This is a genomic window from Sphingopyxis sp. sgz302558, from assembly GCF_057220455.1.
In genome coordinates this window covers 557,348-582,905 of record NZ_JBXPUZ010000001.1, presented here as the reverse complement: position 1 = coordinate 582,905, position 25,558 = coordinate 557,348, and the positions used below count along the sequence as shown (strand labels likewise).

The following is a 25,558-nucleotide window of genomic DNA, read 5'->3' as shown; positions in this document are numbered from 1 at the left end:
ATTATGGCGAGCATTCCAACCGAATATTGGATTTTCGGCGCTATCGCGCTGCTGGCAGTTGCCATCATCGTGTGGCTGGTGCTGCGCGGGCGTGGCGGTGCAGCACCTGCGCTGCCACAGGCTCCCAGCGCGCCGCTGCAACCGGTGAAGCCCGACATTATCGCCGCCGAGCCCGCCGAATTCGCGGCCGTCGAACCTGCAACCACCTCAGCGCCGCCTCCCGCAGCGGCACCCGCCATGGCCGCGGCGGCTGGCCCTGCTGACAAGCTGACGTTGATCAAAGGGCTGGGTCCCAAGCTGGTAACTATTTTGGCCGGCCTTGGCGTCACGCGCTTTGAGCAAATTGCGGGCTGGTCCGATGCGGACCTTGCCGCCATCGACGCGCAGCTTGGTGCGTTTGCCGGGCGTCCTGCGCGCGACAATTGGGTCGATCAGGCTGGCTATCTGGCGCGCGGCGACAAGGTTGGGTTCGAGGCAAAATATGGCGCGCTCGGAGGCGAACTATAGCAGGTCGGTTCCGACCTCGCGCCGGTCGACTAATCGCACCAGCAACTTGTCAATCTTGCGCCCGTCCATATCGATGATTTCAAACCGCCAGCCCTGATCGGCGAAATGCTCGCCCTCCACCGGCAGGTGGCGCAGGATATGCAGAGCATGACCCGCAGCAGTGGCATAGTCGCGGTCTTCGTCAAGGCTGATGCCCAATCGTTCGGCCATGGCGTCGGCGGGCATCGATCCCGCGATCAGCAAGCTGCCATCGTCGCGTTCCACCACGAAAGGTTCGGTGCCAATATCCTGATCCGAGGCAAATTCTCCCGCAATGGCCGATAGCAGGTCGGCGGGCGTTACCAGCCCTTCGAAATGGCCATATTCATCATGCACCATCAGCATCGGCACATCGGCACGGCGCAGCGTGGTCAGCGCGTCCATCGCGTCGATTTGGTCATGCACCACCGCCAGCGGCCGCATCAGCCGCTCTAAATCCAGCGGCTCACCGCGAAACAGCGCACCGGCAATGTCGCGCGCCTGCACAATGCCGACGATGTTATCGACCGAACCGCGCGCTACCGGCAGCCGTGTGTGCGGAGAGGCGAGCAGGGCATCGCGCACCGCCGCCGCATCGGCCTCAACATCCAGCCAATCGACGTCAGTGCGCGGCGTCATCACCTCGCGCACCGGGCGGTCGGCAAGGCGCACCACGCCGGAAATGATGGCGCGCTCATGTTCCTCTATCACGCCTGATTTGCTGGCTTCGGCGACGACCAGATGCAATTCCTCTGCGGTCAATTTTTCTTTTGAATCGCGGTCAAGGCGCAGCAAGCGGAACACCAGTGCCGAGCTGCGGTCGAGCAGCCACACCAGTGGCGCCGCCGCGCGCGACAGCCAGGACATCGGCCGCGCAATGATGATCGCAACGGCTTCGGGCGCGCGCAGTGCCAATTGCTTGGGCACCAGCTCACCGATGATCAGCGAAGCATAGGTAGTAACAGCGATCACCAGGCCAAAACCCAGCGTCAGCGCCAAATCGTCACCCATCCCGAGCCAAGCCTGTAACCGGTCGCCCACCGGTGCGCCCAGGCTGGCACCCGAATAGGCGCCCGCCATAATGCTGATCAGCGTGATGCCGATCTGCACGGTCGACAGGAAGCGCCCTGAATCGGCGGCGAGCTCGCGCGCCACCCGCGCGCCGGCGCTGCCCTTGCGTTCGGCCGCAACCAGCCGCGCTTCGCGCGATGAGACAATGGCCAGTTCGGACATGGCAAAGCCGCCGTTCAGTAGCACCAGCACGGCGATGATTGCGACATCGGTCCAGGGGAATGGGGTCATGCTGGCAAGGCCACGCCGCTGCGTGGCCCGCGTCGGTGAACGGCGTCCATTACCGCCCAATGCGGTATTTTGCCGCTTTTCGCAATGCCCGCGTTAAGCCGGCGGCTGTTTGCGGAACAATGCGCGGTCTTCCGGACCAAAGCCGCGGGTCCAGATCAGCCAGCAATAAACCGCCAGGATTAGCGGGACCCCGATGATCAGTTCGGCCCATTCAGGCAATTGCGTTGCGGCCCAACCGAGCACCGTCGCCCCTGCTGTCGCCCACACCAGGGCCCAGCGCAGATTGTTGATCGGCGCGCCGAGCAAATGTGCCAGCAACCTCGCTTTCACGAGCGAGGCAAACCCTAACGCCAGCAACAAGGCAGCGGCTACCGCGATCGCATAGCTGATGGGTGGCAGATTGAGCGAGCGCGCGAGCAAGATAAAGCCCACCGACAACAGCCCCTGCACCGTCAACGTTGCGATGCTGATCAACAGATTGCGGTGGCGCGCGATATAAACCAGCGCCGCTTCGCTCACGACGGCCGTTGCCGCCACGGCTTCGGCGGCAAGCAAGAAAGCGAGCGCAGCATTGCCGCTGACAAATTCAGGGCCGACGAGCCCCATCACCGCCTCACCCGGGATGCCGAGCGCAAGCGCGACGCCGATCTGCGCCGCGATTATCCAGAAGCCCACCTGATTGACCTGCGCCGCAATCGCGCTTTTGCGCCCTTCGGCCAGATTGCGGGTGATCACCGGGCCCAAAATGGGTTCAAAACTGGTTTTCAGCTTTTGCGGCAACGAGGCCACCTGCTGCGCGATATAATAAATGCCGACAATTGCCGGGCTTGCGAACAGGCCCAAGATGGCGAGATCCAGCCGCCGCGTCGCCCATTCAATGGCGTCGGCGGCGGCGAGTGGGGCATTGCGCCGTGCCACCATGATCAGCCCGACGGGGTGCGGCCGCCACCCTGCCGGACCGCCGTAGCTGCGGATGGTCGGGACCATCGCAGTCAAAAACGCCGCGCCCATCGCGCATATGTATGACAGGATCAGGCCATTGCGCAGCGTGACATAGGCAAAAACGAACGCCGCAATACTGATTGCCCAGGGTTCGACCACTGCACGCGCCCACACCGTTGCCCCGACATTAAAACGATAAGCGCAGGCCGCCAGCGCGACTTCGGTGCCGGCGATGGCGAAAATGACCAGCGGCAACAGGCGGTCAACCGCGCTGATGTCTCCAGCGGGGAACATCAGCCACGGCACAGCGAACAGCAGCGCCGAGGCCAGCCCCGACACCAGCGCCGCGACAAACAGCCCGTCCCAGACCACCAGTCGCGGGTCAGCCCCGGGCTTGCTCAGCTGCTCGGCCAGGCCGCGTTTCAGGCCCAGCGTCGCAATTTGCGCCGCAAATTCCACGACCAATATCGCATAGGCAAAGCGCCCCAGCGCTTCGGGCCCATACCAACGACCGGCAAAATAGAGGAATGGTAGCCGCGCAACGAGGCGCAGCACAAAGCCGAACACATTGGTGCGTCCGCCCTTCGCCAGCGCCGCGACATCGTCACGTGCCGGGTCGCCTGCGTTTGTAGCTGCCGTGCTAGCCGGTCCGGTCAAACCTTTTCCCTCAACGCCCCGGATGCTGGTCTAGCGGCGCGCCGCGCGCGGTGCAAACCGCTTCACGCCTTGACCCCCGCGCCGCGCACTGTTTCGGCATGCGGGTCGAGCGGCCAGCGTGGGCGCGCGGGCGTTTCAAGCCCATCGGTCAGCCCCGCTGCCAACCGTTCGGCCCCGGCCCAGCCGATCATCGCCCCATTGTCGGTGCACAGCCACAGCGGCGGCGCAACAAACGGCAGCGCATGGGCAGCAGCCAACCCCGTCAGCGCCGCACGAATCGCGCCATTGGCAGCGACGCCGCCGGCGACCACAAAGGCGGTTGCTTCCGGAACCTGCGCCAGCGCCCGCGCGCTGCGATCGACCAGACAATCGACCACCGCCTGCTGGAACGATGCGGCGATATCGTCGCGGCCATGCGCGCCGCTGGCCACGGCGCGCGCGACCGCGCTTTTGAGGCCGGCGAAAGAAAAATGCGGTTCGGCGCTACCGACCAGCGGACGAGGAAGCGGTACCGCGCGCGGATCACCGCCGCGCGCCGCACGCTCGACCGCCGGGCCGCCTGGAAAGCCCAAGCCCAACAATTTGGCTGTCTTATCAAACGCTTCGCCCGCCGCATCGTCGATGGTGGTGGCAAGGCGGCGATATTGCCCCACCCCGGCGACCAGCAGCAGTTGGCAATGCCCGCCCGATACGAGCAGTAACAGATAGGGAAAGCCAAGGTCGGGGTCGGTCAGGCGCGGCGACAATGCGTGCCCCTCCAGATGGTTGACCGCGATCAGCGGCTTGTCGCTCGCATGCGCTAGCGCCTTGCCTGTTACCAGCCCGACCATCACCCCGCCAATCAGTCCGGGCCCGGCGGTGGCAGCGATGGCGTCGACTTCAGCGAGGCTCACCCCCGCTTCGTCCAGCACCGCGGCGACCATAGGCGCCAGCCGCTCTACATGCGCGCGCGCCGCGATTTCGGGTACCACTCCGCCAAAGGGGCGATGCTCGGTGTCCTGGCTTGCAATATGCTGTGCCAGCACGCGCCGGTCACTGGTCACCAACGCCACCGCCGTTTCATCACAGCTCGATTCGATGCCAAGGATCAGCTTCATCGGTCGCGCCCTAGACCGTGCCGCCAAGCCGCGCTAGGCCCCACTCCCATGACTGACCACGCCCCCTTGCGCCTCGGCACGCGCGCCTCCCCGCTCGCCATGGCCCAGGCGCATCTGACAGTCGCGGCGCTGACCGCCGCGCACCCCGGCCTTGCCATCGAAATCGTGCCGATGACCGCGACGGGGGACCGCATCCTCGACCGCGCGCTCGCCGAGGTGGGGGGCAAGGCGCTGTGGACGCGCGAACTCGATGCGGCGCTTGGAGAGTATATTATTGATTTTGCAGTACATTCTATGAAGGATGTCGAAACGCTGCGGCCCGACCAATTCTACCTCGCGGCGATGCTGCCGCGCGCCGATGTGCGCGACAAACTGATCGTGCGCAGCGACTGGAGTGCGGCGAGCATTGCGGGCCTGCCGCACGGCGCGCGCGTGGGCACCAGCAGCCCGCGCCGCGCGGCACAGCTTAAATCTATCCGCCCCGACCTCCAAACGCCATTGCTGCGCGGCAATGTCCAGACCCGGCTAGGGCGTGTCGCCGACGGCACGGTGGATGCGACCTTGCTCGCGGCCGCCGGGCTTGACCGGCTTGGCATGGGCGATGTTGGCTTTGCCATCGCCATCGAAACGCTGCTTCCGGCTGCGTCGCAGGGCGCCGTCGGCATCGAGTGCCGCGCCGATGACTCACGCGTCCGAACCCTGCTGGCTGCCATCGACAACGCACCCACCCGCGTTGCAGTCGAGGCCGAGCGCGCCCTCCTTGCAGCGCTCGGCGGCGATTGCCGCTCGCCGGTGGCGGCGCACGCCAGCCGGGATGCAGACGGAAACTGGGTTTTGCGCGCCATTTTGTTTGCCGAAGATGGCAGCGTGCAAATTGCAGACCAGACCGAACTGACACCCGGAGCACCGGCCAAGCTGGCCCATACACTGCTTGCGAACGCTCCGTCCGCCATCGCCGCGTTGTTCAACGGCGGCTGATGCGTCCCCTGATCATTGTCCGCCCCGAACCAGGCGCCAGCGCAACCGCCCGGCGCGCCGCGCAATTTGGGCTCAACGCGCTATGTGTTCCGCTATTCGCCGTCGAGCCGCTCGACTGGCACGCCCCTGACGTGAGGGATTTCGATGCGCTGCTTGTCACCAGTGCCAATGCGGTGCGCCATGCCGGACCGCAGCTGGCAGCGCTCGCCAGCCTGCCCTGCCACTGCGTCGGCGCGGCCACCGCGGCCGCCGCAGGTGCGGCGGGGCTGACGGTCAGCGACATCGGCACCGCTGGGGCGCAGGCGCTGGTTGATAGCATGACGTCACACGGCCACCGCAAGCTGTTGTGGTTGACGGGAAAAGATCGCACAATGCTGCGCAGCGATGGCGCGCAGATCATGCCGCTGGTCTGTTACCACGCTGCCGAAATTGCCGACCCTTTGGGTTGGTCCAAAGCCGTTGTGGTGCCTGCTATTCTGCTGCTCCATTCGGTACGTGCGGCACAGCGGGCCAGCGCTCTTGCGAGCGATGCCCGCAAGCATCTGATTGCTATTGCCATCAGCGATGCTGTGGCCGCCGCCGCCGGCCCCGACTGGGAGCAGCTGGCAGTCGCACCCGCCCCTACCGATGCCGATTTACTGGCAATCGCCGCCAAGCTATGCCAGACGCCGACACCATGAGCGGGCGCCAAGAAACCGCAGGGTCAACAGCAAGCGAGATTGTCCATGGTTGAAAGCGGCACCACCGCGCCGCCGCCCGCTTCGCTCCCGGCATCCCCGACCCAGCGGCGCACCGCGCTGCGCTGGTATGTGCTGGTGGCCATGCTGCTGTTTCTGACCGGTGCGTTGGCGGGCAGCTGGGCGATCGACCAGCTGCGCGGATGGCGCAGCACCCCTGTGTCCGCACCCGCGTTAGTCGAACGCAATGCGAGCGACGCGCCCTTGCTCGATGTACCCACTGCAGCTGTCGTCGGCCCGGCTCGGCCCGCGCCGCCACCCACTGACCTTGCGACCCGGGTGCGTCTGCTCGAAGCACGGCTCGCCGAGCTCAGCGTTGCTACTGGTGGCACCGCAGGCAATGCTGCGCGCGCAGAAGGGCTGCTAATTGCCTTTGCTGCCCGCCGCGCGCTTGATCGCGGACTGGCTCTGGGAACACTAGAGAGCCAGCTGCGGCTGCGCTTTGGCGATGCCCAGCCCAACGCGGTGCGCACAGTCATCGAGGTTGCCCGCACTCCGGTCACGCTCGATTGGTTGCAGACCGAATTTGCCAAATTGGTCCCGGCGCTGTCGGGCGGCGCCCCGGACGAAGGACTGTTCAGCGGATTCAGGCGCGAAATTGGCGGGCTGTTTACCTTGCGCGACGCCGACGCGCCTTCAACGCGCCCCGAGCAGCGCGCCGCGCGGGCGCAGCGTTTGCTCGATGCGGGGCTGGTCGATGCCGCTATCCGCGAGGTTGAGACGCTGCCCGGCGCGCGGCTTGCCGACGCGTGGGTTGTCGAGGCGCGGCGCTATCATGAAGCGCGGCGCGCGCTTGACCTTATCGAGACCGCGGCGATACTGACGCCGCAGGAAAGAGCGCTGACACCAGCCCCTGCGCGGCGCTGAACAACGAAGGATACCGACATGGCTCTCGCCGATCCGCAGCGTGTGACTGCTTTGCAGTGGGACGACCCCTTCTTGCTTGACGCGCAGCTCAGCGAAGAAGAGCGCATGGTGTGCGATACCGCGCGCGCCTATTGCACCGATGCGCTGCTCCCGCGCGTCACCCGCGCCTTCCTCGACGAAAGTTTCGACCGTGAGATCATGCGCGAAATGGGCCAATTGGGCCTGCTCGGCGCGACGATTGACCCCAAATATGGCGGCGCCGGGCTAAATTATGTCGCCTACGGCCTGATCGCGCGCGAGGTCGAGCGCATCGATTCGGGCTATCGCAGCGCCTGTTCGGTGCAATCCAGCCTCGTGATGCACCCCATCAACGCCTATGGCAGCGAGGAGCAGAAAATGCGTTTTCTGCCTGGCCTCGCCGCGGGCGAACTCGTCGGCTGTTTCGGCTTGACCGAGCCCGACGCGGGCAGCGATCCTGCGGGCATGCGCACCCGCGCCGAGAAGGTCGCCGGGGGCTACCGCCTTAAGGGCGCCAAAATGTGGATCACCAATTCGCCCATCGCCGATGTCTTCGTCGTCTGGGCGAAGAGCGAGGCGCATGGCGGCGGCATCCGCGGCTTCATCCTCGAAAAAGGGATGAAGGGCCTCAGCGCGCCCAAGATCGAAGGCAAAGTCTCGCTACGCGCCTCGATCACCGGTGAAATCGTTATGGACGGGGTCGAAGTTGGCGAAGACGCGCTGCTTCCCGAAGTACAAGGCCTGAAAGGCCCCTTCGGTTGCCTCAACCGCGCGCGTTATGGCATTGGCTGGGGTGCGATGGGCGCGGCGGAGTTTTGTATGGAGGCCGCCCGCAATTACACGCTCGAGCGCCAGCAGTTCGGCCGTCCGCTCGCCGCAAACCAGCTGATTCAGCTGAAGCTGGCCAACATGCTCACTGAAATCGGGCTGGGCCTGCAAGCGGCGCTGCGCGTCGGTCGGCTGATCGACGAAGGCCATCTTGCTCCCGACATGATCAGCATCATCAAGCGCAACAATGTCGGCAAAGCGCTCGACATCGCACGCGTCGCCCGCGACATGCACGGCGGCAACGGTATTTCCGCTGATTATCACGTTATCCGTCACGCGGTGAATCTGGAAACCGTGAACACCTATGAAGGCACGCACGACGTTCACGCGCTGATCCTGGGCCGCGCGATTACGGGCATTTCGGCGTTCGGGGGGTAGCGTAAGCCACCCCCCGCACCGGAACTCAAAACTTCACCGTCCCGGTGACAAAAATCTGCCGCGGGTTGCCGTAAAAGGCGGTCAGCGTCCCTTCGCGCCCCAGCGACGGCACCAGATTGCCCGCCGCATTGCGCGTCAGCACCCCGGTCACCGGATCGGCGGCGACAAAGGTATAGCCCGAGGTTTTATATTCCTTGTCGGTCAGGTTCTTGCCGTGCAGCCCCAGGCTCCAGCGCCCACCTTCGGCTGTATAAACAATGCTGGCATCGAGGAGCGCATAGCCGTCCTGATCGAGGAAGGGGTTGGGAATCTCGAACTGATAGGTCTTGCTGCGGTAGGACAGCGTCGAACTCAGCCCCAGATCGCCTGATCCCAGTGCCGTTGCATAGGCGATCGTGCCTGTCGCGGTGACCTTGGGTGTATTCTGTACCTCGCGGAAATCGGCAACGTCGACGGGGCCGCGCCCGGCGATCTGCGTGATATATTCCTTATATTCCGCATCGATATAGCCGAGCGCGCCCGACAGCGTTAGCCCATCGGTCACGCGGGCGGTCGCTTCCAGTTCGACGCCTTGAAAACGCGCCTTGCCGGCGTTGGTGATGACCCCGCAAAAGGTTGGCAGCCCGTTCACAACGCAGCCCGACGAGCCGGGGATCTGGACATCACTATAGTCCATCCGGAACGCCGCAAGCGCGAGGCTGAGTCGCCGGTCGAACAGTGACGCCTTGTAGCCGATTTCGTAGCTGTCGACCGATTCAGGGCGAAAGCTTAGGAAAGCGGCAATTTCGCTGTCCTCGCGAATACCATTGCCGTTGAGGTCGGGGGCATTCACCCCCACGCCGCGCGGGTCGAACCCGCCGCCCTTGAAGCCCTGCGAAAAGCTGGCGTAGATATTGTGATCGGGGGTCGGCTTGAAACTGAGCGACGCGCGCGGGGTGAATTTGTTGAAGCTGCGGTTACCGGTGAAATTGGTCCCCGGTGCGCCGAACGGCACCCCTGCCCCACCGAACACTGGCGATCCGCCGCCCAGATAATTTTGCCGCAGGATTTTGGCTTCACGCTCGTCCCACGTGTAGCGCCCGCCCAGTGACAGGCTGAGCTGCTCGGTGAAATCAAAGGTGAAGTCGCCGAACACGGCATAGGTTTCGGTATCGACCTGCGCGTTGGTGAAGGCGGTCAGCCCCGCCACGGTCGAGAACAGCCGCACGTCGAACGCTGTGTCGGCCTGCGCCGACAGATAATAGAAACCGACCATGCCGTTCAAACGCCCGGCATCGAGCAGCAGCTGAAATTCCTGACTGATCTGGCTGTTGCTATAGAGCGCGGGCACGTCGAGATCGACCGTCGGCAGCGCATCGAAATCAATCGGCGAAGCGCTGTCGTCCTCGCGCCAGGCGCTGATCGAGCGCAGCGTCAGATTGTCGCTGAGCTCGGCGGTGACATTGAAGGCGATACCATAGGCCTCGACATCCTGCACCGGGCTGTTGAGCGCGCCGCGCGAATCAAACACATCGTCCAGCACCGGCGCGGCGGTGAATTGCGATGGGATCAGCCGGTGGCCGCCGCGCGGGTTTGATTTGTCGCGGGTATAGTCGCCTGAAATGCGGATCAGTACCGGCGCGCCATAACCGCCGAGCTCGATCGTGCCGCGCCCGGCCCAGACATCTTTGTTGTAATTCTCGAGCCCTGTGGTCGGATTGTCGCCAAAACCGCCACGCGACAGCCGCGCGCCCGACGCGCCGATACGCACCACATCGCCAATCGGCGCGCTGGCGCTGATGATCAAATCGGCCTGCTTGAAGGTACCGAAAGTGCCGCGCAGCTTAAGCTCGGGCGCATCGGGCAGGCGGCGGGTGACATATTTGACCGCGCCGCCGATAGTGTTGCGGCCATAGAGCGTGCCCTGCGGTCCGCGCAGCACCTCGATGCGCTCCACGTCATAAATGTCGAGCACGGCAGCCTGCGGCCGGTTCAAATATACGTCATCAAGATAGATGCCGACGCCCTGTTCGAAGCCCGATACGGGGTCCTGCTGGCCGATGCCGCGGATGAAGGCCGACAGCGTCGAATTGGTGCCGCGACTGGTTTCGAGGGTCACGTTGGGCGCGACCGATTGCACGTCGGTGAGGTCGAGTGCACCGCGCGCCTCGAGCGCCTCACCGCTGATCGCCGTCACGGCGATCGGAACATCGATCAGCCGCTCATCGCGGCGACGCGCGGTGACGATGATTTCGCCGCTTTCTTCCTCGCTGGCCGCCACCTCGTCCTGTGCGGCAACAGGCAGTGCCACGAAAAACGCGCCGGATGCCGCTGCCGCCAGCAGCATAGCCTTCGAAACACGCGCAAAATCAGTCATCGTCACTCTCCCCTGAGCCAAATCGTCAGCGTTGCATCGCCGGTCTGATTTGCGCCATAATGAAAGTTGAACCGACTTTCAACTTTACTGTTGCGCGGGGCTCGTTTTTTTTGGCAAGTGGCGCACAACGAGGGATCAGGGGCAGGGAGAAGGCGATGGCCACCAGCGCAGAAGCGGCGGCAAAAGCTGCGGGTATCAAGGCGCCGCGGACCGACCGTGGCCAGCGCACGCTGCGCAAACTGCTCGATGCCGCTGCGGTCGAATTTGGCGAGCGCGGCTTTCACGACGCCTCCATCAGCGGCATCACCCGCCGTGCCGGCACGGCGCTCGGCAGTTTTTACACCTATTTCGATTCCAAGGACGCAATCTTCCGCGCACTTGTGGCGGACATGTCAGGACGGGTGCGCGACCATGTCGGCCCAGCGCTGGCAGCGGCCCGCGGCACGCTCGCTGGCGAAGGCGCGGCGCTCGCCGCCTTCCTCGATTTCGCGCGCGAGCATACCGAGATCTATCGCATCATCGACGAAGCCGAATTTGTCGATCCGGCCAGCTTTCGCGCCCATTATGAATCAACGGCACGCCGGATTGTAGAGCGGCTGCGCAAAGGGGCCGATGCTGGCGAACTGCGCGCCAATGTCGGCGAGGTCGAGGCCTGGGCCCTGATGGGCATGAACGTTTTTCTGGGGCTGCGCTATGGGGTGTGGGACACCAGCGCCCCGGTCAGCACGATCGCCGCCTCTGCAAACCGGTTAATCGCCGAAGGCCTGCGCCAACGCGACTAACCCCGCCGCAGCCCGAACACCGCTTGTTCGGCACGCCAATTGGCCCCTGCTGTACGGATCGGCACACCGCCCGCCAGATACCAGGCCCCATCGACCACCAGCCGCCGTTCTTCAGCGAAACCCTTGAAATCGCGCACCGTCAGATGGTGGATGTTGGGCGTTTCATACCAGCTGACCGGCAATTCGCGCGTCACCGGCATCCGCCCGTGCCACAGCAGCGACAATCGCACCCGCCAATGCGCGAAATTTGGAAAGCTGACAAAGGCGCGCGGCGCAATGCGCAGCAGTTCGCCGACCACCATGTCCGGGCGGTGCGTCGTTTGCAGCGTCTGGCTGAGTATCGCGATATCGAAACTGTCGTCGGGATAGTCGGCCAGATCGCGATCGGCATCACCCTGCACCACGGCCAGACCCTGGGCCATGGCCGCCGCCACATTGGCCGCATCAATTTCCAGCCCGCGCGCATCGGCCCCGCGCCCGTCGCGCAGCGCCGCCAGCAACGCGCCGTCACCGCAGCCAACATCGAGCACGCGCGCGCCAGCCGGCACCTGCGCCGCAATCAGCGCCAGATCGGATCTCAGTCCGGCGCCGTTCACCGCACCGCCCCGATGAAGCCGCCAATCAGCGCCCATAGCTCGGGCGAATCGAGCAGAAAGGCATCATGGCCAAAGGGCGAGGACAATTCGACAAAGCTCGCTTGCGCTCCGGCTGCGTGCAGCGCCTGGACAATCCGGCGCGATTCGGCCGTCGGATAGAGCCAGTCGGAATCAAAGCTGATCAGGCCAAAGCGCACCGGCGAACCGCGAAAGGCCTCGGCCAATCGCCCGCCATGCGGCTCGGCGAGATCGAAATAATCCATTGCGCGGGTGATATAGAGATAGCTGTTGGCATCGAAGCGATCGACGAAGCTGATCCCCTGATGCCGCAAATAGGATTCCACTTGAAAATCAGCGTCAAAGCCAAACGTCTTGACGTCACGATCCTGCAGGTTGCGCCCGAACTTCTCGGTCAAGCCGGCCTCGGACAAATAGGTGATGTGCGCCGCCATCCGCGCCACGGCGAGGCCCTTGGTCGGCACCCGCCCACTGGCGTAATAATCGCCGCCCTGCCAATCGGGGTCGGCCATGATCGCCTGCCGCCCGACCTCGTGAAAGGCGATATTCTGGGCCGAGTGCCGTGCTGCCGACGCAATGATCAGCGCGCGGCCCACCCGGTCCGGGTAATGCGCCGCGAGGCACAGCGCCTGCATCCCGCCCATCGACCCGCCGATCACCGCGTGCAGCCGCTCTATCCCCAAGCCATCGAGCAAAGCCATTTGCGCGCGTACCATGTCGGCGATGGTGACCACGGGAAGCCGCATCGCATAGGGCGCACCGGTCGCCGGATCGATGCTGGCGGGGCCGGTCGACCCCATGCAGCTGCCCAGCACATTGGCGCAGATGACATAGTAACGGTCGGTATCGATGGTCAGCCCCGGCCCGACAACCCGGTCCCACCACCCCGGCTTGCCCGTGACCGGGTGCGGGCTGGCGACATATTGGTCCATCGTCAGCGCATGGCAGAGCAAAATCGCATTGTCGCGTGCGGCATTGAGCGTGCCATAGGCCTGATAGGCGACCACCACACCCGCAAGCTCTGCCCCGCCATCGAGCCGCAATGGCTGGGGCAGCACGAGATGATGGTGTTCAAGCTGGCGGATGGTCGTGGCCATAGGCGGCGGGGCTAGGTGGCAGCGGCGAGGGTGTCAATGCGCCGCTGGACAGCAGCGCAACGCTTGCTCTAACGCCCCTCGCATGACCGACACCCTCACCGCGCCCGTCCCCAAGCCCTGGATCATGGGCATTGCCCCCTATGTGCCCGGCAAAGCCAAGGACGACGACGGGCGGCCGCTCGCCAAACTGAGCGCCAACGAAAACCCGCTTGGTACCGGCGCTGCGGCGCGCGCGGCCTTTGCAGCGGCGGCTGAGGATCTGGCCCGCTATCCCGATCCCGGCGCGGCCGAGCTGCGCGGGGCGATTGCCGCCAAATATGAGCTTGATCCCGCGCGCATCATCTATGGCACCGGTTCGGACGAGCTGCTGCACTTGGCGGCCAGCGCCTTTGCCGGGCCGGGCGACGAGGTGGTCTATGTGCGCTACGGATTTGCCGTCTATGATATCGCCGCACGGCGGGTCGGCGCGACGCCGGTGATTGCGCCCGACCAGGATTATGCAACCGATGTCGACGCGCTGCTCGCCGCTGTCACGCCGAAGACCCGCGTCGTCTTCCTCGCCAATCCCAACAACCCCACCGGCACGCTGGCCAGCCGCGCCGAAATTGCAAGGCTGCACGCGGGGCTGCCCGCCGATGTGCTGTTTGTTCTCGATCAAGCCTATGCCGAATATCTTGAGGAGGATGAGGATGATCATGGGTTGGCGCTTGCCGCCAGCGCACCCAATGTCTTCATCACCCGCACCTTTTCCAAAATCCACGGCCTTGCCGCCGAGCGCATCGGCTGGGGCTATGCCAGCGCCGAGGTGATCGCCGCGTTGCATCGCATCCGCGCGCCATTCAACGTGACCACTTGCGGACAAAAGGCGGCCATCGCCGCCATCAACGACGATGATTTCGTGAAATTCAGCCGTGACCACAACCGCATCTGGCGCGAATGGCTGGCGGGCGAGTTGGCGGCTCTGGGCAATCACGGGCTGCGCGTGATTCCGTCGGCGTGCAATTTTCTGCTGGTGCTGTTCGAAGGCGCGGTCAGTGCCGAGACTGTCTATAGGGGGCTGATGGAGGCGGGCTATATTGTCCGCTGGCTGCCCGGTCAGGGCCTGCCCCACGGGCTTCGCATCACCATCGGCACCGAGGAGGAAACGCGCGGCGTCGCCGCCGCCATCCGCGCGCTAGTGGACGCGGGCTAGGCCCGGATGACCGCGCCGTTTCAACATGTCGCCATCATTGGGCTGGGGCTGATCGGATCATCGATCGCGCGCGCACTTCGCGCCTGTCTGCCGCAGATCCGCGTCACCGGCTTTGACGCCGATCCTGCGAACAATGCGGCGGCGCGCGACCTTGGCTTTTGCCATGACGTCATGGACAGTTCGGCGGCAGCGGTGGCGGGGGCTGATCTGGTCATCCTGGCCGTGCCTGTCGGACGCATGACCGACGTCGCCGCCGCCATTGCTCCGGCGCTGGCCCCCGACTGCGTGGTCAGCGACGCCGGATCGTCGAAGGCCGACGTCGCCGCCGCGCTCGCCGCCGCGCTGCCGCTGCACGCCATTGTCCCTGCGCATCCGGTTGCAGGCACCGAGAATAGCGGGCCTGAAGCCGGGTTCGCGACTTTGTTCGCCGGGCGCTGGTGCATTCTGACCCCGGCCGGCGGTACCCCCGCCCAAGCCGTCGCGCGCGTTGACGCGCTATGGACCGCGCTCGGCGCGCGCGTCGAGGTGATGGACGCCGCGCACCACGATCTGGTGCTCGCGGTGACCAGCCATTTGCCGCACCTTATCGCCTACACCATTGTCGGCACGGCGAGCGAGCTGGAGGAAGTGACCGAGAGCGAGGTCATCAAATATAGCGCGGGCGGTTTCCGCGATTTCACCCGCATCGCTGCCAGCAATCCGGTGATGTGGCGCGATGTGTTCCTCGCCAACCGCGACGCGGTGCTCACCATGTTGCAACGCTTTAACGAAGATCTGACCGCGTTGCAGGCCGCAATCCGGCGCGGCGACGGCGCGCTGCTCGAAGACTGGTTCACCCGCACCCGCGCCATCCGCCGCTCGATTATCGCCGAAGGCCAGGATGACCCGGCGCCCGATTTCGGGCGGAAGCATTAATTCACCCGCTGAAACGAATCCAACAGCGCTTCCGGCGGATTGAGCGCGTTGATCGCGGTGCGAACCCGCTCCTCGGCCACCTCGCGCGGCAGCCCGGGCGCGATCATTTCGCCAACTCTATAGGTGATGGTTTTGGGATATTTGACCCACTGGCGCGGCGGATTGGCGTCACCGCTATCAACCGCCACCGGGATGACGGGCACGCCCAGCATGCGATAGATCCCTGCAAAGCCGGCGCGCAGCGGCGGGGCCGTGCCGCGCGGCACGCGGGTGCCTTCGGCGAACAGCACCAGCGGACGGCCTTCATCCAGCGCAGCGCGCGCCGCCGCCAAAATGGCGCGCATCGCCCTTGACCCGCCGTCACGGTCGACGGGGATAAGGCCATAGAAGCGCGCCGCCTGTCCCCAGACCGGGACATTGAGTAACTGTTCCTTGGCAAACACCGCGGGATGCTTGAACAGCAGCGGTTGCTCGATCGTCTCGAACGCCGATTCATGTTTGAAGACATAGAGATAGGGGCCATCGGGCATTTCGCCTTCGACCACGATACGTTGCCCCAGTACGAAATGGCACAGCCAGCGGTGCCAGCGCGACCAGCCGCGTACGCAGGCGACCACCGCACGGCGTGAAAAGGGCATGGCAAGCACGGCGGCAATCGAATTGGTGCTGCTGCACAGCACAAAGCCCAGCCAGAACAGGGCCGAACGCATCACCGCGATGGCATAGCTCATACGCCAATCAGCCCGCCGGCCAAGCCCAGCAGAAACTTGTGATATTCGCGCACCAGCGTCCACAAATCAGGCTGGCTGCGCACCGCGTCGGTCACCACCGTCGTTTCGGGATCAAGCAGGCGGCCAATTTCATAATGGGCGCGGCGCATATGCCAGTCGGTGGTGATCAGTCGGATGCTCTTATAGTTGCGCCGCGCAACCCAGCCCGCCACCTCGGCGGCGTTGGTGCGCGTATCGGTCGCTTCGAATCCCAGCGCCACGCAGCAATCGAACAAGCGGCGCGGCCGTCCATATTGCAGCGCCAGTTCGTGCGGTTTGACGTCGCGGTCGACCCCGCTGATCAGCAGCCGTTTGGCATCACCCGCCTCCAGCCGTTCCAGCGCCCGGTCGATCCGCCCCGGCCCGCCAGTGAGTACCACGATGGCGTCGGTCTTTTGCGGAGCCGCGGGCATGGGCATCAACAGGGCGAACCAAGCAAAGCCCAGCACCCAGCCGAGAATGAGGAGAGAGAGCAACCGCTGGATCATAGCATCATAGTCAGGGCGCGCAGCAGGGTGACCCGTGCCGTTAACGCCGCCAGCGCGATAGCGAGGAGTGGCAACATTGCCAAGAAAATCCACCCGCCCGCGCCGATGGCAGCGCTGGCACCGAGTCCAGCGGAAACCCCGGCAAACTGCCAGGAAAACAGCCCGATCAGCAGCGCCGCAACCAGCGCGCCCAGCAAAATGCCTTGCGCGCAGTCGATTGCAATGCGCCGCTGGAACAGGCGGCAAATCTGCGGGTCAGTCGCGCCAATCAGGTGCAGCATCTCAATGGTAGCAAAATGACTGCCGAGCGCCGCACGGGCGGTCATGATGACCACCGCTGCGCTGGCCAGCGCCATCAGCACGACCAGCGCTCCGGCTAGCCAGGCCAGGGTACGGATCGTACGCGCCACGGGGCCGAGCCAGTCGGCGTGCGGCGTAACCCGTGCGCCGGGGGATGCGCGCGCCACCAATGCCGCCAGCCGCGCTTGCTGCGCCGCGCCGCTGCCTGCCACCAGATCAATGTCAATCAGCTCCGGAAGCGGCAGCGAAGCAATAACCGGATCGCTTTCGCCGCCGGCGCTCCCCAACCAGCGGCCCATGCTGGCAATCACTTCGTCGCGCGGCACGGCGCGAACAGCGCTGACATAGGGTTCGGCGGCCGCCGCGCGGCGAATTCGTCCGGCCTCGATGCTGCGCTGCTCGGGGTTGGCGGTGACGACCTGCACGGTCACCCGCCCCGCAATCGCGCCCCCGATGCCATTGGCCGCGCGCGCCAGCGACAGCCCGGCGGCGGCGGAAAGCAGCGTCAGCAACATCAGCAAGGCCAGCACCCACGGCGTCGGCCCGCTCATCCGGCTTTGCGCCAACATGGCGCGGTGCTGCGGCGGGACGCGCGGGATGATCATGCCGGCTGCCCCGTCACGCCTTGTTCGCCGGGGGATAGCGCAACGCGCCGGTGGGGTCGGACAGGCGGCCCTTTTCCAGCCGCATCATCTGCGCGTTGTCGATCTTGCTGATCAAGTGGATGTCGTGGGTTGCAACCACCACCGTTGTGCCCAACCGGTTCAATGCCTCGAACAGGCCAAGCAGACGCATCGCCATCTCAGGGTCGACGTTGCCCGTGGGTTCGTCGGCAATCAGCAGCTGCGGCCGGGCGATGACCGCACGCGCAATGGCAACGCGCTGCTGCTCACCGCCCGAGAGGGTTGCAGGCAGAGCATGCGCGCGCTCGCTGAGCCCGATCCACCGCAACATTTCGCCGACCGGCCCCGCCAGATCATCTTCCTCAACCCCCGCAATGCGCAGCGGCAAGGCGATATTATCGCGCGCTGACAGGTGCGGCAACAGGCGAAAGTCCTGAAACACCACGCCAATCCGGCGCCGAAAGCCGGGCAGCCGTTCGCGCGGCAACGCCACCACATCTTCGCCCATCAGCCGGACGATACCGCGGCTGGGCCGCTGCGCCAGATAGAGCAGCTTGAGCAAGCTGGTTTTGCCCGCGCCCGATGCGCCGGTCAGGAAATAGAAGCTGCCGGGTTGCAGCACAAAGCTGATATCGGCCAGCACTTCGGCATCGGGGCCATAGCGCAGGCCAACATGGTCAAATTCGACCATAGCGCCGCCGCCGCGGATGCGCGGCGGTACGTTCATCGGTTCGCTCCGACGCCGTAGATGGCAGCGTCGGCAAATGAGGGCCCTACGGTCAACATCGCTGCGGCTGTTGCACAGCAAAGGGGGCAAGGTAAAGCGCCGAGCATCGAACAATCCACTGCCAAATTCCCGCGCCGCTTGCCAGATTCGCCGCGAACGGCTTAGAGACCGATCATGATCCTTGCCTGCCCGTCTTGTCACACCCGCTATGTGGTCCCCGATACGGCAATCGGCGCGGCGGGGCGCACGGTGCGCTGCGCCAATTGCCGCCACAGCTGGTTCCAGCCACCCGCCCCAACAACCGCGCCAGAAACGGTTGCGGCGAAGGAACCACCCCCACCGCCGCCCGCGCCATCGCCTGAACCGGAAACGCCGCCGGACGTCGCAAGACCGGTCGAGCCGCAGCCGGTCAAGCCCGTTTCCGGCTGGACCATTCCGGCCATGCCACCCGAAGCGGTTGCCGAAGCCGCCGGCGATGACGGCAGGGCTGACGTGCCGCCGCCGGGGGCCTTTGCCGCCGCGGCAGCTAACGCCGCGCCGTCGCCCGAGGCACCGACCGAGCCCGATCCGCTGCCCTTTCGCCGCCCGCGCCGGAATCCGGCGCGCCGCCTGACCATCATTGCGGCAGTAGCGGCAACACTGATGATCGCGGCAACCGCGGCGCTTTACTGGTTCGGTTTGCCTGGTTGGGCGCAAGGGTTGATCCCCGGCCTCGCCAGTGAGCCCGATCTGGTTATCGAGTTGCCCGAGGCGCAGGATTATCGCGAGCTGGCCGACGGGACCATCTATTTCGCGGCCAGCGGGACCATCATCAACCCCACCGACCGCGAACAGCGCGTTCCGCCCATATTGGCCGAGCTGCGCGATGCGCAGGGCACCATCGTCTATAGCTGGACGATCAAGCCCCCGGTGCGGACCTTACCGCCCAATGAAAAAGCGACGTTTAGCGAGGCCAAACTCGACATTCCGCGCCGATCAACCCAATTGACCGTCAGCTGGGCGACGGGCTCGAACTGATCGACGCAGCCACAAAGGCAGCAAGCTCTGCGGTTTCCGCCGGGCTGAAGTGCAACCCCAATTTGGTGCGTCGCCACAATATGTCATCGGCACTCTGCGCCCACTCGCGCGTCACCAGAAAACGGACTTCGGCTTCGCTCAGGTTATGACCGAAATCGATGCCCAGGTCGGCGCGCTGATTTGCGCCCCCCAGAAAATGCTCGCATTCCATGCCATAGCTGTGGAACAGCCGCTCGACCTCGCCATCCGTCAGCCAGGGATAGCGGGCGGTGAGCGCCGCTTTTGCTGACGCCACGCCGTCGATGCCGCATTCACCGCCCGGCAACGGCACATCGCCGGTCCAGCCCGGCCCGGCAAGCGCAGGTAGAAAGGCCGCCAATTCGGCCACCGCGCTTTCCGCCAGGTGACGATAGGTCGTGATTTTGCCCCCGAATATCGACAGGATTGGCGCTTCGGCGCCCCGTCCCCGATCGATTTCGAACCGATAGCCGCGCGTCGCGGCTTCGGGCCGCCCCGATCCATCGTCGATCAACGGCCGGATTCCGGCATAACTCCAGACAATCTGGTCGGGAGTCACCGGCTCGCTGAAATATTCGCTGGCGCTTTCACACAGGTAGGCGATCTCCTCGGCGCTGGCGCGCGCATCGGTGATCGGCCCATGATGATCGGCATCGGTGGTGCCGATCAGCGTGAAATCGCGCTCATAGGGGATGGCAAAGAATATCCGGCCATCGCGGTTCTGACAGAAGAGCGCGCGTTCATCCTGATATTTGCGCGGCACAACAATGTGCGAGCCGCGTACCAGCCGGGCCTGCGTTTTGTGGACAAGCGTCTGGGCATCGAGCAATTGCGCGACTGCGGGACCAGCGGCGTTGACCAACACCGAGGCCGTCACCTGGTGCTGGCTGCCATCGGGGCGCTGCATCGTCACCTGCCAATGGTCGCCAGTTCTTTCCAGCCCGATGACGTCGTGACGCGGCAGGATGGTTGCACCGCGATTTTCCGCATCGCGCGCGTTGAGCACCACCAGCCGCGCGTCATCGACCCAGCAGTCGCTATATTCAAAGCCGTTGCGAAACCGCGATTGTAGTGCAGCGCCCAGCGGATCGTGCGTCAGGTCAAGGCTGCGCGCGGCAGGCAGCCGTTTGCGCCCGCCAAGATGGTCATAGATGAACAGGCCCAGCCGAACCAACCAGCGCGGCCGGATCCCCGGCACATGCGGCAGCACGAAGCGCAGCGGCCAGATGATATGCGGCGCGATGCCCCAAAGCCGCTCACGTTCCACCAGCGATTCGCGCACCAGAGCGAATTCATAATGTTCGAGGTAACGAAGCCCCCCGTGGATCAGCTTGGTCGAAGCCGACGAGGTGCCCTGCGCCAGATCGCCGCGTTCGATCAGCGCGACCGATACGCCGCGCCCAGCGGCATCGCGCGCGATCCCCGCGCCGTTGATGCCGCCGCCGATGACGGCCAGGTCATAGTGCGGCGCCATGTCAGAGTGCCAGAGCCGCGCCGAGCGCAGCGGTGAAACTGGTCAGCGTGGCCACCGCCACCGGCGCAAAGGGGCGCCAGCCCTGGCCAAGCAGCAATTGCAGCTGCGCTTTCATTGCGGTTGCCACGATGGCCAGCAGCAGCAGCGCCTGCGCCCCTGTTGCCGCGCCGTCGCGCACCGGCGCCGGGATTTCGGCAAAGCTGCCCGCCACCACCACGCCCAGGAAGGCAAGAATGAACCAGGGGAGCTTGAGCGACACGCGGCCCCGTGACGCCACGCCTTCGCCTTGCCGCGCCAGCCACAGCGCCGCGAGCATGAGCATAGGCGCAAGCAGGGCAACGCGGGTCAGCTTGACGATCGTCGCTGTCTCGCCCGCCTGCGCCGACACCGAAAAGCCGCCACCAATTGCTTGCGCCACATCGTGGATCGACGCGCCGATCAAGAAGCCTGCCTGGGCATCGGTCAGCCCCAACTGCACGGCGAGCACCGGGTAGAGCGACATGGCGAGCGCGCTGGCGACGGTGATGCCCACCAGCGTCAGCGTAAAGCGCGACTGGTCGACGGCCTGTTTGCCGATGAGGCTATAGAGGGCGAGCGCAGCCGACGCCCCGCAAATCGCCGTTGCGCCGCCCGCCAACAAGGCGGCAGGCTTGCTCTGGCCGAACAGCGGCGCGCTGGCGATCGTCACGATGATCACAAGCAACATGATGCCCGCCAGTGCGGCAAAAGGTGCAAAACCCAGTGCGGCAAATTGGTCGAGCGTGATGCGCGCGCCCAGCAGCACAATGCCCCAGCGCAGCGCGGTTTGCGACATCAGGTCGAGTCCGGCGTGCGTGCGCCGGTCCTGCGACACAAAGCTGAGCGCAAGGCCGATGAGGAGACCCATCAGCACCAGCGGCACGGCATAATGATCGGCAAGCCATGCCGCCGCCAGCGCCGCTGCCGCCACCACCGCTACCCCCGGCCAATAATCGGCGATGCGGAGTGGCTGTGGGCCTGTTTCGACAAGCAACAGATCGCCGTAGAGATCGGCAACTGGCGGAATGGCAGGAGGGGGCAGCTTGGCCATGGCTTAGAAAGCTGGCTGTGCACCGCGATCGCGGCGGATTTCGGGCAGCAGCAGGTGCAGCCATCCGAGCGCGAGGAGATAGGACACCGCCGCAAACAGGAACAGGGGCATAAACCCGTAGCCGCCCGCAACCAAAATCCCAGTCAGCTTGACGATGCCTGCGCCGCCCATATTGCCGCAGAACGCCCCGAACGCCGTCACACGGCCAACCTTGGCACGCGGGACAACGTCCGTGATGGTCGAGAATATCGACAGGGAAAAACCCTGATGACCGGCCATCACCACGCCCATCATGATTGCCACGGGCCAGAAGGCGTTGATCTGGAGCACCAGTGGCAGCGGCAGCACCAGCAGCGCCGATGCCAGCATCACCGATTTGCGCACCCGATTGACGCTCCACCCGCGCTCAAGCAGCCGCGTCGACACCCACCCCGCCGCCAGCGCGCCCAGCGCGGACCCGGCAAAAGCGATTGCCAGCGGAACCGCCAACTGCTCGGTCGTCAGGCCATAGGCCTTGCGATAATAGTCGGCGAGCCAGAAGTTGATGAACCACCAGGTCGCGTCAGAAATTGCCTTGGCGATACAGATCGCCCATGTCCGCCGCTCGCGCAGCACCGGGCCATAGGGCGCCGCGTCGTCGTTATAGTCGAGCGTTTCGTCTTCGGCGGCGTCATTGAACTTTATCCCGCGCGCCAGCAGCAACCACGCCACCAGCGCCAGCAAGCCGCCGACACCGCCAAAAATCAGCGCGCCGCGCCAGCCAAAGGCGTCCGCCAAGGGGGGAATGAAGAAGGGCAGCGCAATGGTACCGATGCTGGCAATCGCCGTGCCGACGCCAAAGGCAAAGCTGCGCTTGTCGGGCTCAAACAGCGTTGCAACGGTTTTTATGGTCAGCGGCGTCTGCACCGCCTCGGTGGCCCCCAGGCCGACCCGCGCGGTGATGACATGCGCCATGGTGGTGGCCCAGCCGTGCGCCATCGCCGCGAAGCTCCACGCCGTCACGCCGGCAACCATCGATCGCCGGACGCCGAGCCGGTCGACGAGCCAGCCGGTGAACAGAAAGGATACCGCGGCGGCCACCTGCGTGTAAAAGGCAAGGTCGCCAAAATCCTTGTCATCCCAGCCAAAATCCGCCGACATGTCAGGCTTTAATATGGCGATGATGGGCCGGTCCATCGCGTTGAAGATTCCCGCGATGCACAGGATGCCGAACAGCGTCCAGCGCAGTTGCGGGGTGAGAATCTTCACGGCCTCAACCTCCTATCATCGCTGCATAGCAGCGGGCAAGCAAAGGGCCGCCGGATTGCTCCGACGGCCCCATTGCAATCCCGAGGGCTTCAGTTTCCGCCAAAGCCAACGCGAAGCGTCACGCCGGCGTAGCGATCAGCGTCGCGCGGAATGTGAAGCCGCTGGCCCGCCGTGGTGTTGAGCAGGACATAGCTGTTGTCGGTGATGTTCCGCAGGTGGAAGGTCAGGCGATATTTGTCGTCGGGATCGGAAAAGCCGAGCGAGGCATTCCAGATGCCATAGCTGTCAATCGGCCCGGCATTGCCCAGATCGGAGAATTGATCGCCGGTGTAATTGAAGCTGGTATTGGCATAGACCATCGCGCCGATGCCCAGACCTTCGAGGCTCGCTTCATAATTGGCGCCCATCGTCAGGCTCCACTTCGGCGCGAGCGGAAGGCGCGTGCCGTTGATCGCGCTGGGCGCGTTGGTCAGCGGATTGGGGTTGAAGCGCCGCACCTTGGCATCGGCAAAGGCGACGCTGGCGTTGAAATCCAGCCCATCGGCAGCATTGAACAAGCCGTCGAGTTCGAAACCTTCGGTCCGTACCGAGCCGGCATTGGTCAGGTTGGTGATTACGGCGCCGTTCAGCAGCACAAAGTTGTTCGCCTGGAACCCCTTATAATCTGCACGGAACACAGCGAGGTTCAGCTGGACGCGGTTGTCGGCCAGCCGCGACTTGATGCCGAATTCGTAGGCATCCGAAGTTTCTTCATCAATCGGTACCGCGTTGTTGGGCGCGGTGTGGTTGAAGAAGACGTTGAAGGCCGGGCCCTTGTAGCCGCGGGTGTAGCTGACATAGGTGTTGACGTCGTCGGCAACTTCATATTGCACCACGGCCTTGCCCGAGAAATTGTCATTGCTCGAGCTGCCTGCCGAGACGTTGGTGCCGTTGCCGCCGCTGGCGATGGCGCCGCCTGCACCAACACCCGAAATGCCAGGCCCCGTCGCCGGTGCGCCGGTGACCCGGTTGAAACCGGGCGCGCGGGTGTGGACAAAGTCCAGCTCGTCCTTGGTCCAGCGCAGTCCGCCCGTCACGCTCAGCCGCTCGGTGATGTCGAGCGTGAACTGACCAAAGAGCGCAAAGTTGCGCACTTCGACGTCGCTGTTCGATATGGCGGTCGGGAACAGCGTGTTGACCGTGTCGTTGAGGTTGCACGGCGTCGCGCCGGTGACGGGATCAACCGGCAGGGTCGAGGTGGCGCAGGTGATGTCGTCGCGGCGGAACTTCTGGTTATTGTCCGAACGCCAATAGAAGGCGCCAACCTGATAGCGGAAGGGCAGCGCCTGATCCGAGGCGAGCCGTGCTTCAACGCTATATTGGTCGGTTTCGACCGAGCCATGGTCGTGCAGCTGTGCGGTGCCGACAATCGCGCGCGGCAGGAAGTCGCCTTCGCGAAACTCGACGTTACGCCAGTTGCGATAGCCACCGATCAGCGTGAAAGTGTGGCTTTCGAACACGTCGAAATCCCCCTGCGCGGTCAGGCTCCACTGGCGGTCCTGCGTGCGGGTGGTGAGGTTATGATTGACGAAACGCTCATTCTCGCCGCGGAAAATGCCGCTGGCAATGTTGAGGCCGGGCAGGTTCAGCTCGCGGTTGAGCACCGCACCGCGCGTCACCCCGGTGATTTCGGCGCAGCAATCATCATTGGCGCGGAAACCGTCGGCAATCAGCCGCAGCTTCGCCCCGTCGCCTTCCCAGTCGACGATCGCGCGCGCGCCATAACGTTCATAGCCATTGACGTCCTCACCCGTGAATACATTGGTGATGTGGCCCTTGAAGCTGCCGTAAAAGCCGGTGACCCGCGCGGTCAGATTCTCGGCAAGCGGCCCCGCGACGGTCAGGCGGCCACGATATTCGCCGCCTTCATAAGCGCCCAGATTAGCCTCGCCCTCGAATGTGTCGCTGCCACCTTTGGAGATGATGCTGACCAGACCGGCCGAGGCGTTCTTGCCAAACAGCGTGCCTTGCGGTCCGCGCAACACTTCGATGCGGTCGATATCAACCAGGTCCGAAAAGGCCTGCCCCGAACGCGACAGCACAATGCCGTCGACCACGGTTGAAACGCTGGGTTCAGCCGCAATCGAGAAGGTGATGGTGCCGACGCCGCGCAGGAAGATGGCGCTGTTGGCGCTGGTCGTGCCCTTGCGGAAGGTGACCGACGGAACGAGATCGCCGATATTTTCCAGACTGGTCGTGCCTGCTGCCTCCAGCGCGTCGCCGGTCACCGCGGACACCGCGATCGGCACATCCTGCACATTTTCAGCGACCTTGTTGGCGGTCACAATAATCTCTTCGACCTGTGCCATTGCCGGGGTCGCGACAGCCAGCGCGGCCAGCGACGCACCAGCCGCGAAGCGGCGCACTGTCATCGCTGTCATGTGGCGCGATGCTCGAGCGGGAGTTGCAGGCAAATTGATCATGGGTCGTCCCTCCTGAAATTCGCTATAGTTATTTGATTTTCCTGCATAGTTAGGAAATTCGTTGCGAAACTGGCGCA

At 64.7% G+C, this 25,558-nt stretch carries 23 protein-coding genes; 9 read left to right on the top strand and 14 right to left on the bottom strand.

The window, feature by feature from the left end:
- Positions 1-3 precede the first annotated feature (3 nt).
- Positions 4-507 (top strand): hypothetical protein, encoded by a 504-nt coding sequence (locus AC2TC0_RS02855; RefSeq protein WP_484715973.1) that lies wholly within the window; start codon positions 4-6, stop codon positions 505-507.
- Here the strand turns inward: AC2TC0_RS02855 and AC2TC0_RS02850 are convergent.
- The 3 genes from AC2TC0_RS02850 to tsaD form a co-directional block, all read right to left on the bottom strand.
- Positions 502-1,827, bottom strand: coding sequence for a hemolysin family protein (locus AC2TC0_RS02850; RefSeq protein WP_484715972.1), 1,326 nt, complete (start codon positions 1,825-1,827; stop codon positions 502-504). The genes AC2TC0_RS02855 and AC2TC0_RS02850 overlap by 6 nt on opposite strands.
- Before the next feature lie 93 nt (positions 1,828-1,920).
- Positions 1,921-3,426 carry a lipopolysaccharide biosynthesis protein gene (locus AC2TC0_RS02845; RefSeq protein ID WP_484715971.1) on the bottom strand — a complete coding sequence of 502 codons (1,506 nt, stop codon included), beginning with the start codon at positions 3,424-3,426 and terminating at the stop codon, positions 1,921-1,923.
- 62 nt (positions 3,427-3,488) lie between these two features.
- Positions 3,489-4,523 carry a tRNA (adenosine(37)-N6)-threonylcarbamoyltransferase complex transferase subunit TsaD gene (gene tsaD / locus AC2TC0_RS02840; RefSeq protein WP_484715970.1) on the bottom strand — a complete coding sequence of 345 codons (1,035 nt, stop codon included), beginning with the start codon at positions 4,521-4,523 and terminating at the stop codon, positions 3,489-3,491.
- Positions 4,524-4,571: 48 nt separating this feature from the next.
- On the opposite strand from tsaD, the gene hemC reads away from it, so the two are divergent.
- The 4 genes from hemC to AC2TC0_RS02820 are packed head-to-tail and all read left to right on the top strand — an operon-like array spanning position 4,572 to position 8,329.
- Positions 4,572-5,501 carry a hydroxymethylbilane synthase gene (gene hemC, locus AC2TC0_RS02835; protein ID WP_484715969.1) on the top strand — a complete coding sequence of 310 codons (930 nt, stop codon included), beginning with the start codon at positions 4,572-4,574 and terminating at the stop codon, positions 5,499-5,501.
- Positions 5,501-6,181 (top strand): uroporphyrinogen-III synthase, encoded by a 681-nt coding sequence (locus tag AC2TC0_RS02830; RefSeq protein ID WP_484715968.1) that lies wholly within the window; start codon positions 5,501-5,503, stop codon positions 6,179-6,181. Before hemC ends, AC2TC0_RS02830 begins: the two co-directional genes overlap by 1 nt.
- A gap of 45 nt (positions 6,182-6,226) precedes the next feature.
- Entirely contained in the window at positions 6,227-7,105 is an 879-nt protein-coding gene (locus AC2TC0_RS02825) for a mitofilin family membrane protein (protein ID WP_484715967.1), read from the top strand.
- Positions 7,106-7,123: 18 nt separating this feature from the next.
- Entirely contained in the window at positions 7,124-8,329 is a 1,206-nt protein-coding gene (locus AC2TC0_RS02820; protein WP_484715966.1) for an acyl-CoA dehydrogenase, read from the top strand.
- Between the two features lie 25 nt (positions 8,330-8,354).
- Here AC2TC0_RS02820 and AC2TC0_RS02815 read toward each other — a convergent pair whose 3' ends face one another.
- Positions 8,355-10,685 (bottom strand): TonB-dependent receptor, encoded by a 2,331-nt coding sequence (locus AC2TC0_RS02815; RefSeq protein ID WP_484715965.1) that lies wholly within the window; start codon positions 10,683-10,685, stop codon positions 8,355-8,357.
- 155 nt (positions 10,686-10,840) lie between these two features.
- Here AC2TC0_RS02815 and AC2TC0_RS02810 point away from each other — a divergent pair, with 155 nt between their 5' ends.
- Complete coding sequence (locus AC2TC0_RS02810) at positions 10,841-11,467, top strand: TetR/AcrR family transcriptional regulator (RefSeq protein WP_484715964.1); 627 nt, start codon at positions 10,841-10,843, stop codon at positions 11,465-11,467.
- Here AC2TC0_RS02810 and metW read toward each other — a convergent pair.
- Together metW and metX are read right to left on the bottom strand one after the other, a co-directional pair.
- The gene (gene metW / locus AC2TC0_RS02805; RefSeq protein WP_484715963.1) at positions 11,464-12,099 is read right to left on the bottom strand and encodes a methionine biosynthesis protein MetW; all 636 of its coding nucleotides are present in this window, start codon (positions 12,097-12,099) and stop codon (positions 11,464-11,466) included. The genes AC2TC0_RS02810 and metW overlap by 4 nt on opposite strands.
- Positions 12,060-13,178, bottom strand: a complete 1,119-nt coding sequence (metX, locus tag AC2TC0_RS02800; protein WP_484715962.1) for a homoserine O-acetyltransferase MetX — start codon at positions 13,176-13,178, stop codon at positions 12,060-12,062. The genes metW and metX overlap by 40 nt, the downstream gene beginning before the upstream one ends.
- An 82-nt stretch (positions 13,179-13,260) precedes the next feature.
- Here metX and hisC point away from each other — a divergent pair, with 82 nt between their 5' ends.
- Both hisC and AC2TC0_RS02790 read left to right on the top strand, forming a co-directional pair.
- Positions 13,261-14,370: a histidinol-phosphate transaminase gene (gene hisC / locus AC2TC0_RS02795; RefSeq protein WP_484715961.1), complete on the top strand. Its 1,110-nt coding sequence runs from the start codon at positions 13,261-13,263 to the stop codon at positions 14,368-14,370.
- 6 nt (positions 14,371-14,376) lie between these two features.
- Entirely contained in the window at positions 14,377-15,285 is a 909-nt protein-coding gene (locus AC2TC0_RS02790; RefSeq protein ID WP_484715960.1) for a prephenate/arogenate dehydrogenase family protein, read from the top strand.
- Here AC2TC0_RS02790 and AC2TC0_RS02785 read toward each other — a convergent pair.
- The 4 genes from AC2TC0_RS02785 to ftsE are packed head-to-tail and all read right to left on the bottom strand — an operon-like array spanning position 15,282 to position 18,193.
- Positions 15,282-16,016, bottom strand: a complete 735-nt coding sequence (locus AC2TC0_RS02785) for a lysophospholipid acyltransferase family protein (RefSeq protein ID WP_484715959.1) — start codon at positions 16,014-16,016, stop codon at positions 15,282-15,284. The genes AC2TC0_RS02790 and AC2TC0_RS02785 overlap by 4 nt on opposite strands.
- Positions 16,013-16,543, bottom strand: coding sequence for a YdcF family protein (locus AC2TC0_RS02780; RefSeq protein ID WP_484715958.1), 531 nt, complete (start codon positions 16,541-16,543; stop codon positions 16,013-16,015). Before AC2TC0_RS02780 ends, AC2TC0_RS02785 begins: the two co-directional genes overlap by 4 nt.
- Positions 16,540-17,448: a cell division protein FtsX gene (locus AC2TC0_RS02775; RefSeq protein WP_484715957.1), complete on the bottom strand. Its 909-nt coding sequence runs from the start codon at positions 17,446-17,448 to the stop codon at positions 16,540-16,542. Before AC2TC0_RS02775 ends, AC2TC0_RS02780 begins: the two co-directional genes overlap by 4 nt.
- A gap of 13 nt (positions 17,449-17,461) precedes the next feature.
- Positions 17,462-18,193, bottom strand: coding sequence for a cell division ATP-binding protein FtsE (ftsE, locus tag AC2TC0_RS02770; protein WP_484715956.1), 732 nt, complete (start codon positions 18,191-18,193; stop codon positions 17,462-17,464).
- A 174-nt stretch (positions 18,194-18,367) separates the two neighbouring features.
- Between ftsE and AC2TC0_RS02765 the strand changes: the two genes are divergently transcribed.
- Positions 18,368-19,210: a zinc-ribbon domain-containing protein gene (locus AC2TC0_RS02765; protein ID WP_484715955.1), complete on the top strand. Its 843-nt coding sequence runs from the start codon at positions 18,368-18,370 to the stop codon at positions 19,208-19,210.
- Here AC2TC0_RS02765 and AC2TC0_RS02760 read toward each other — a convergent pair.
- The 4 genes from AC2TC0_RS02760 to AC2TC0_RS02745 all read right to left on the bottom strand — a co-directional run bounded on the left by AC2TC0_RS02760 (position 19,185) and on the right by AC2TC0_RS02745 (position 25,439).
- Complete coding sequence (locus AC2TC0_RS02760; protein ID WP_484715954.1) at positions 19,185-20,702, bottom strand: glycerol-3-phosphate dehydrogenase; 1,518 nt, start codon at positions 20,700-20,702, stop codon at positions 19,185-19,187. The two genes, AC2TC0_RS02765 and AC2TC0_RS02760, sit on opposite strands and share 26 nt — an antisense overlap.
- A 1-nt stretch (position 20,703) precedes the next feature.
- The gene (locus AC2TC0_RS02755; protein WP_484715953.1) at positions 20,704-21,771 is read right to left on the bottom strand and encodes a YeiH family protein; all 1,068 of its coding nucleotides are present in this window, start codon (positions 21,769-21,771) and stop codon (positions 20,704-20,706) included.
- Between the two features lie 3 nt (positions 21,772-21,774).
- Entirely contained in the window at positions 21,775-23,019 is a 1,245-nt protein-coding gene (locus AC2TC0_RS02750) for an MFS transporter (protein ID WP_484715952.1), read from the bottom strand.
- Positions 23,020-23,108: 89 nt separating this feature from the next.
- Positions 23,109-25,439 (bottom strand): TonB-dependent receptor, encoded by a 2,331-nt coding sequence (locus tag AC2TC0_RS02745; protein WP_484715951.1) that lies wholly within the window; start codon positions 25,437-25,439, stop codon positions 23,109-23,111.
- Between the last annotated feature and the right edge of the window lie 119 nt (positions 25,440-25,558).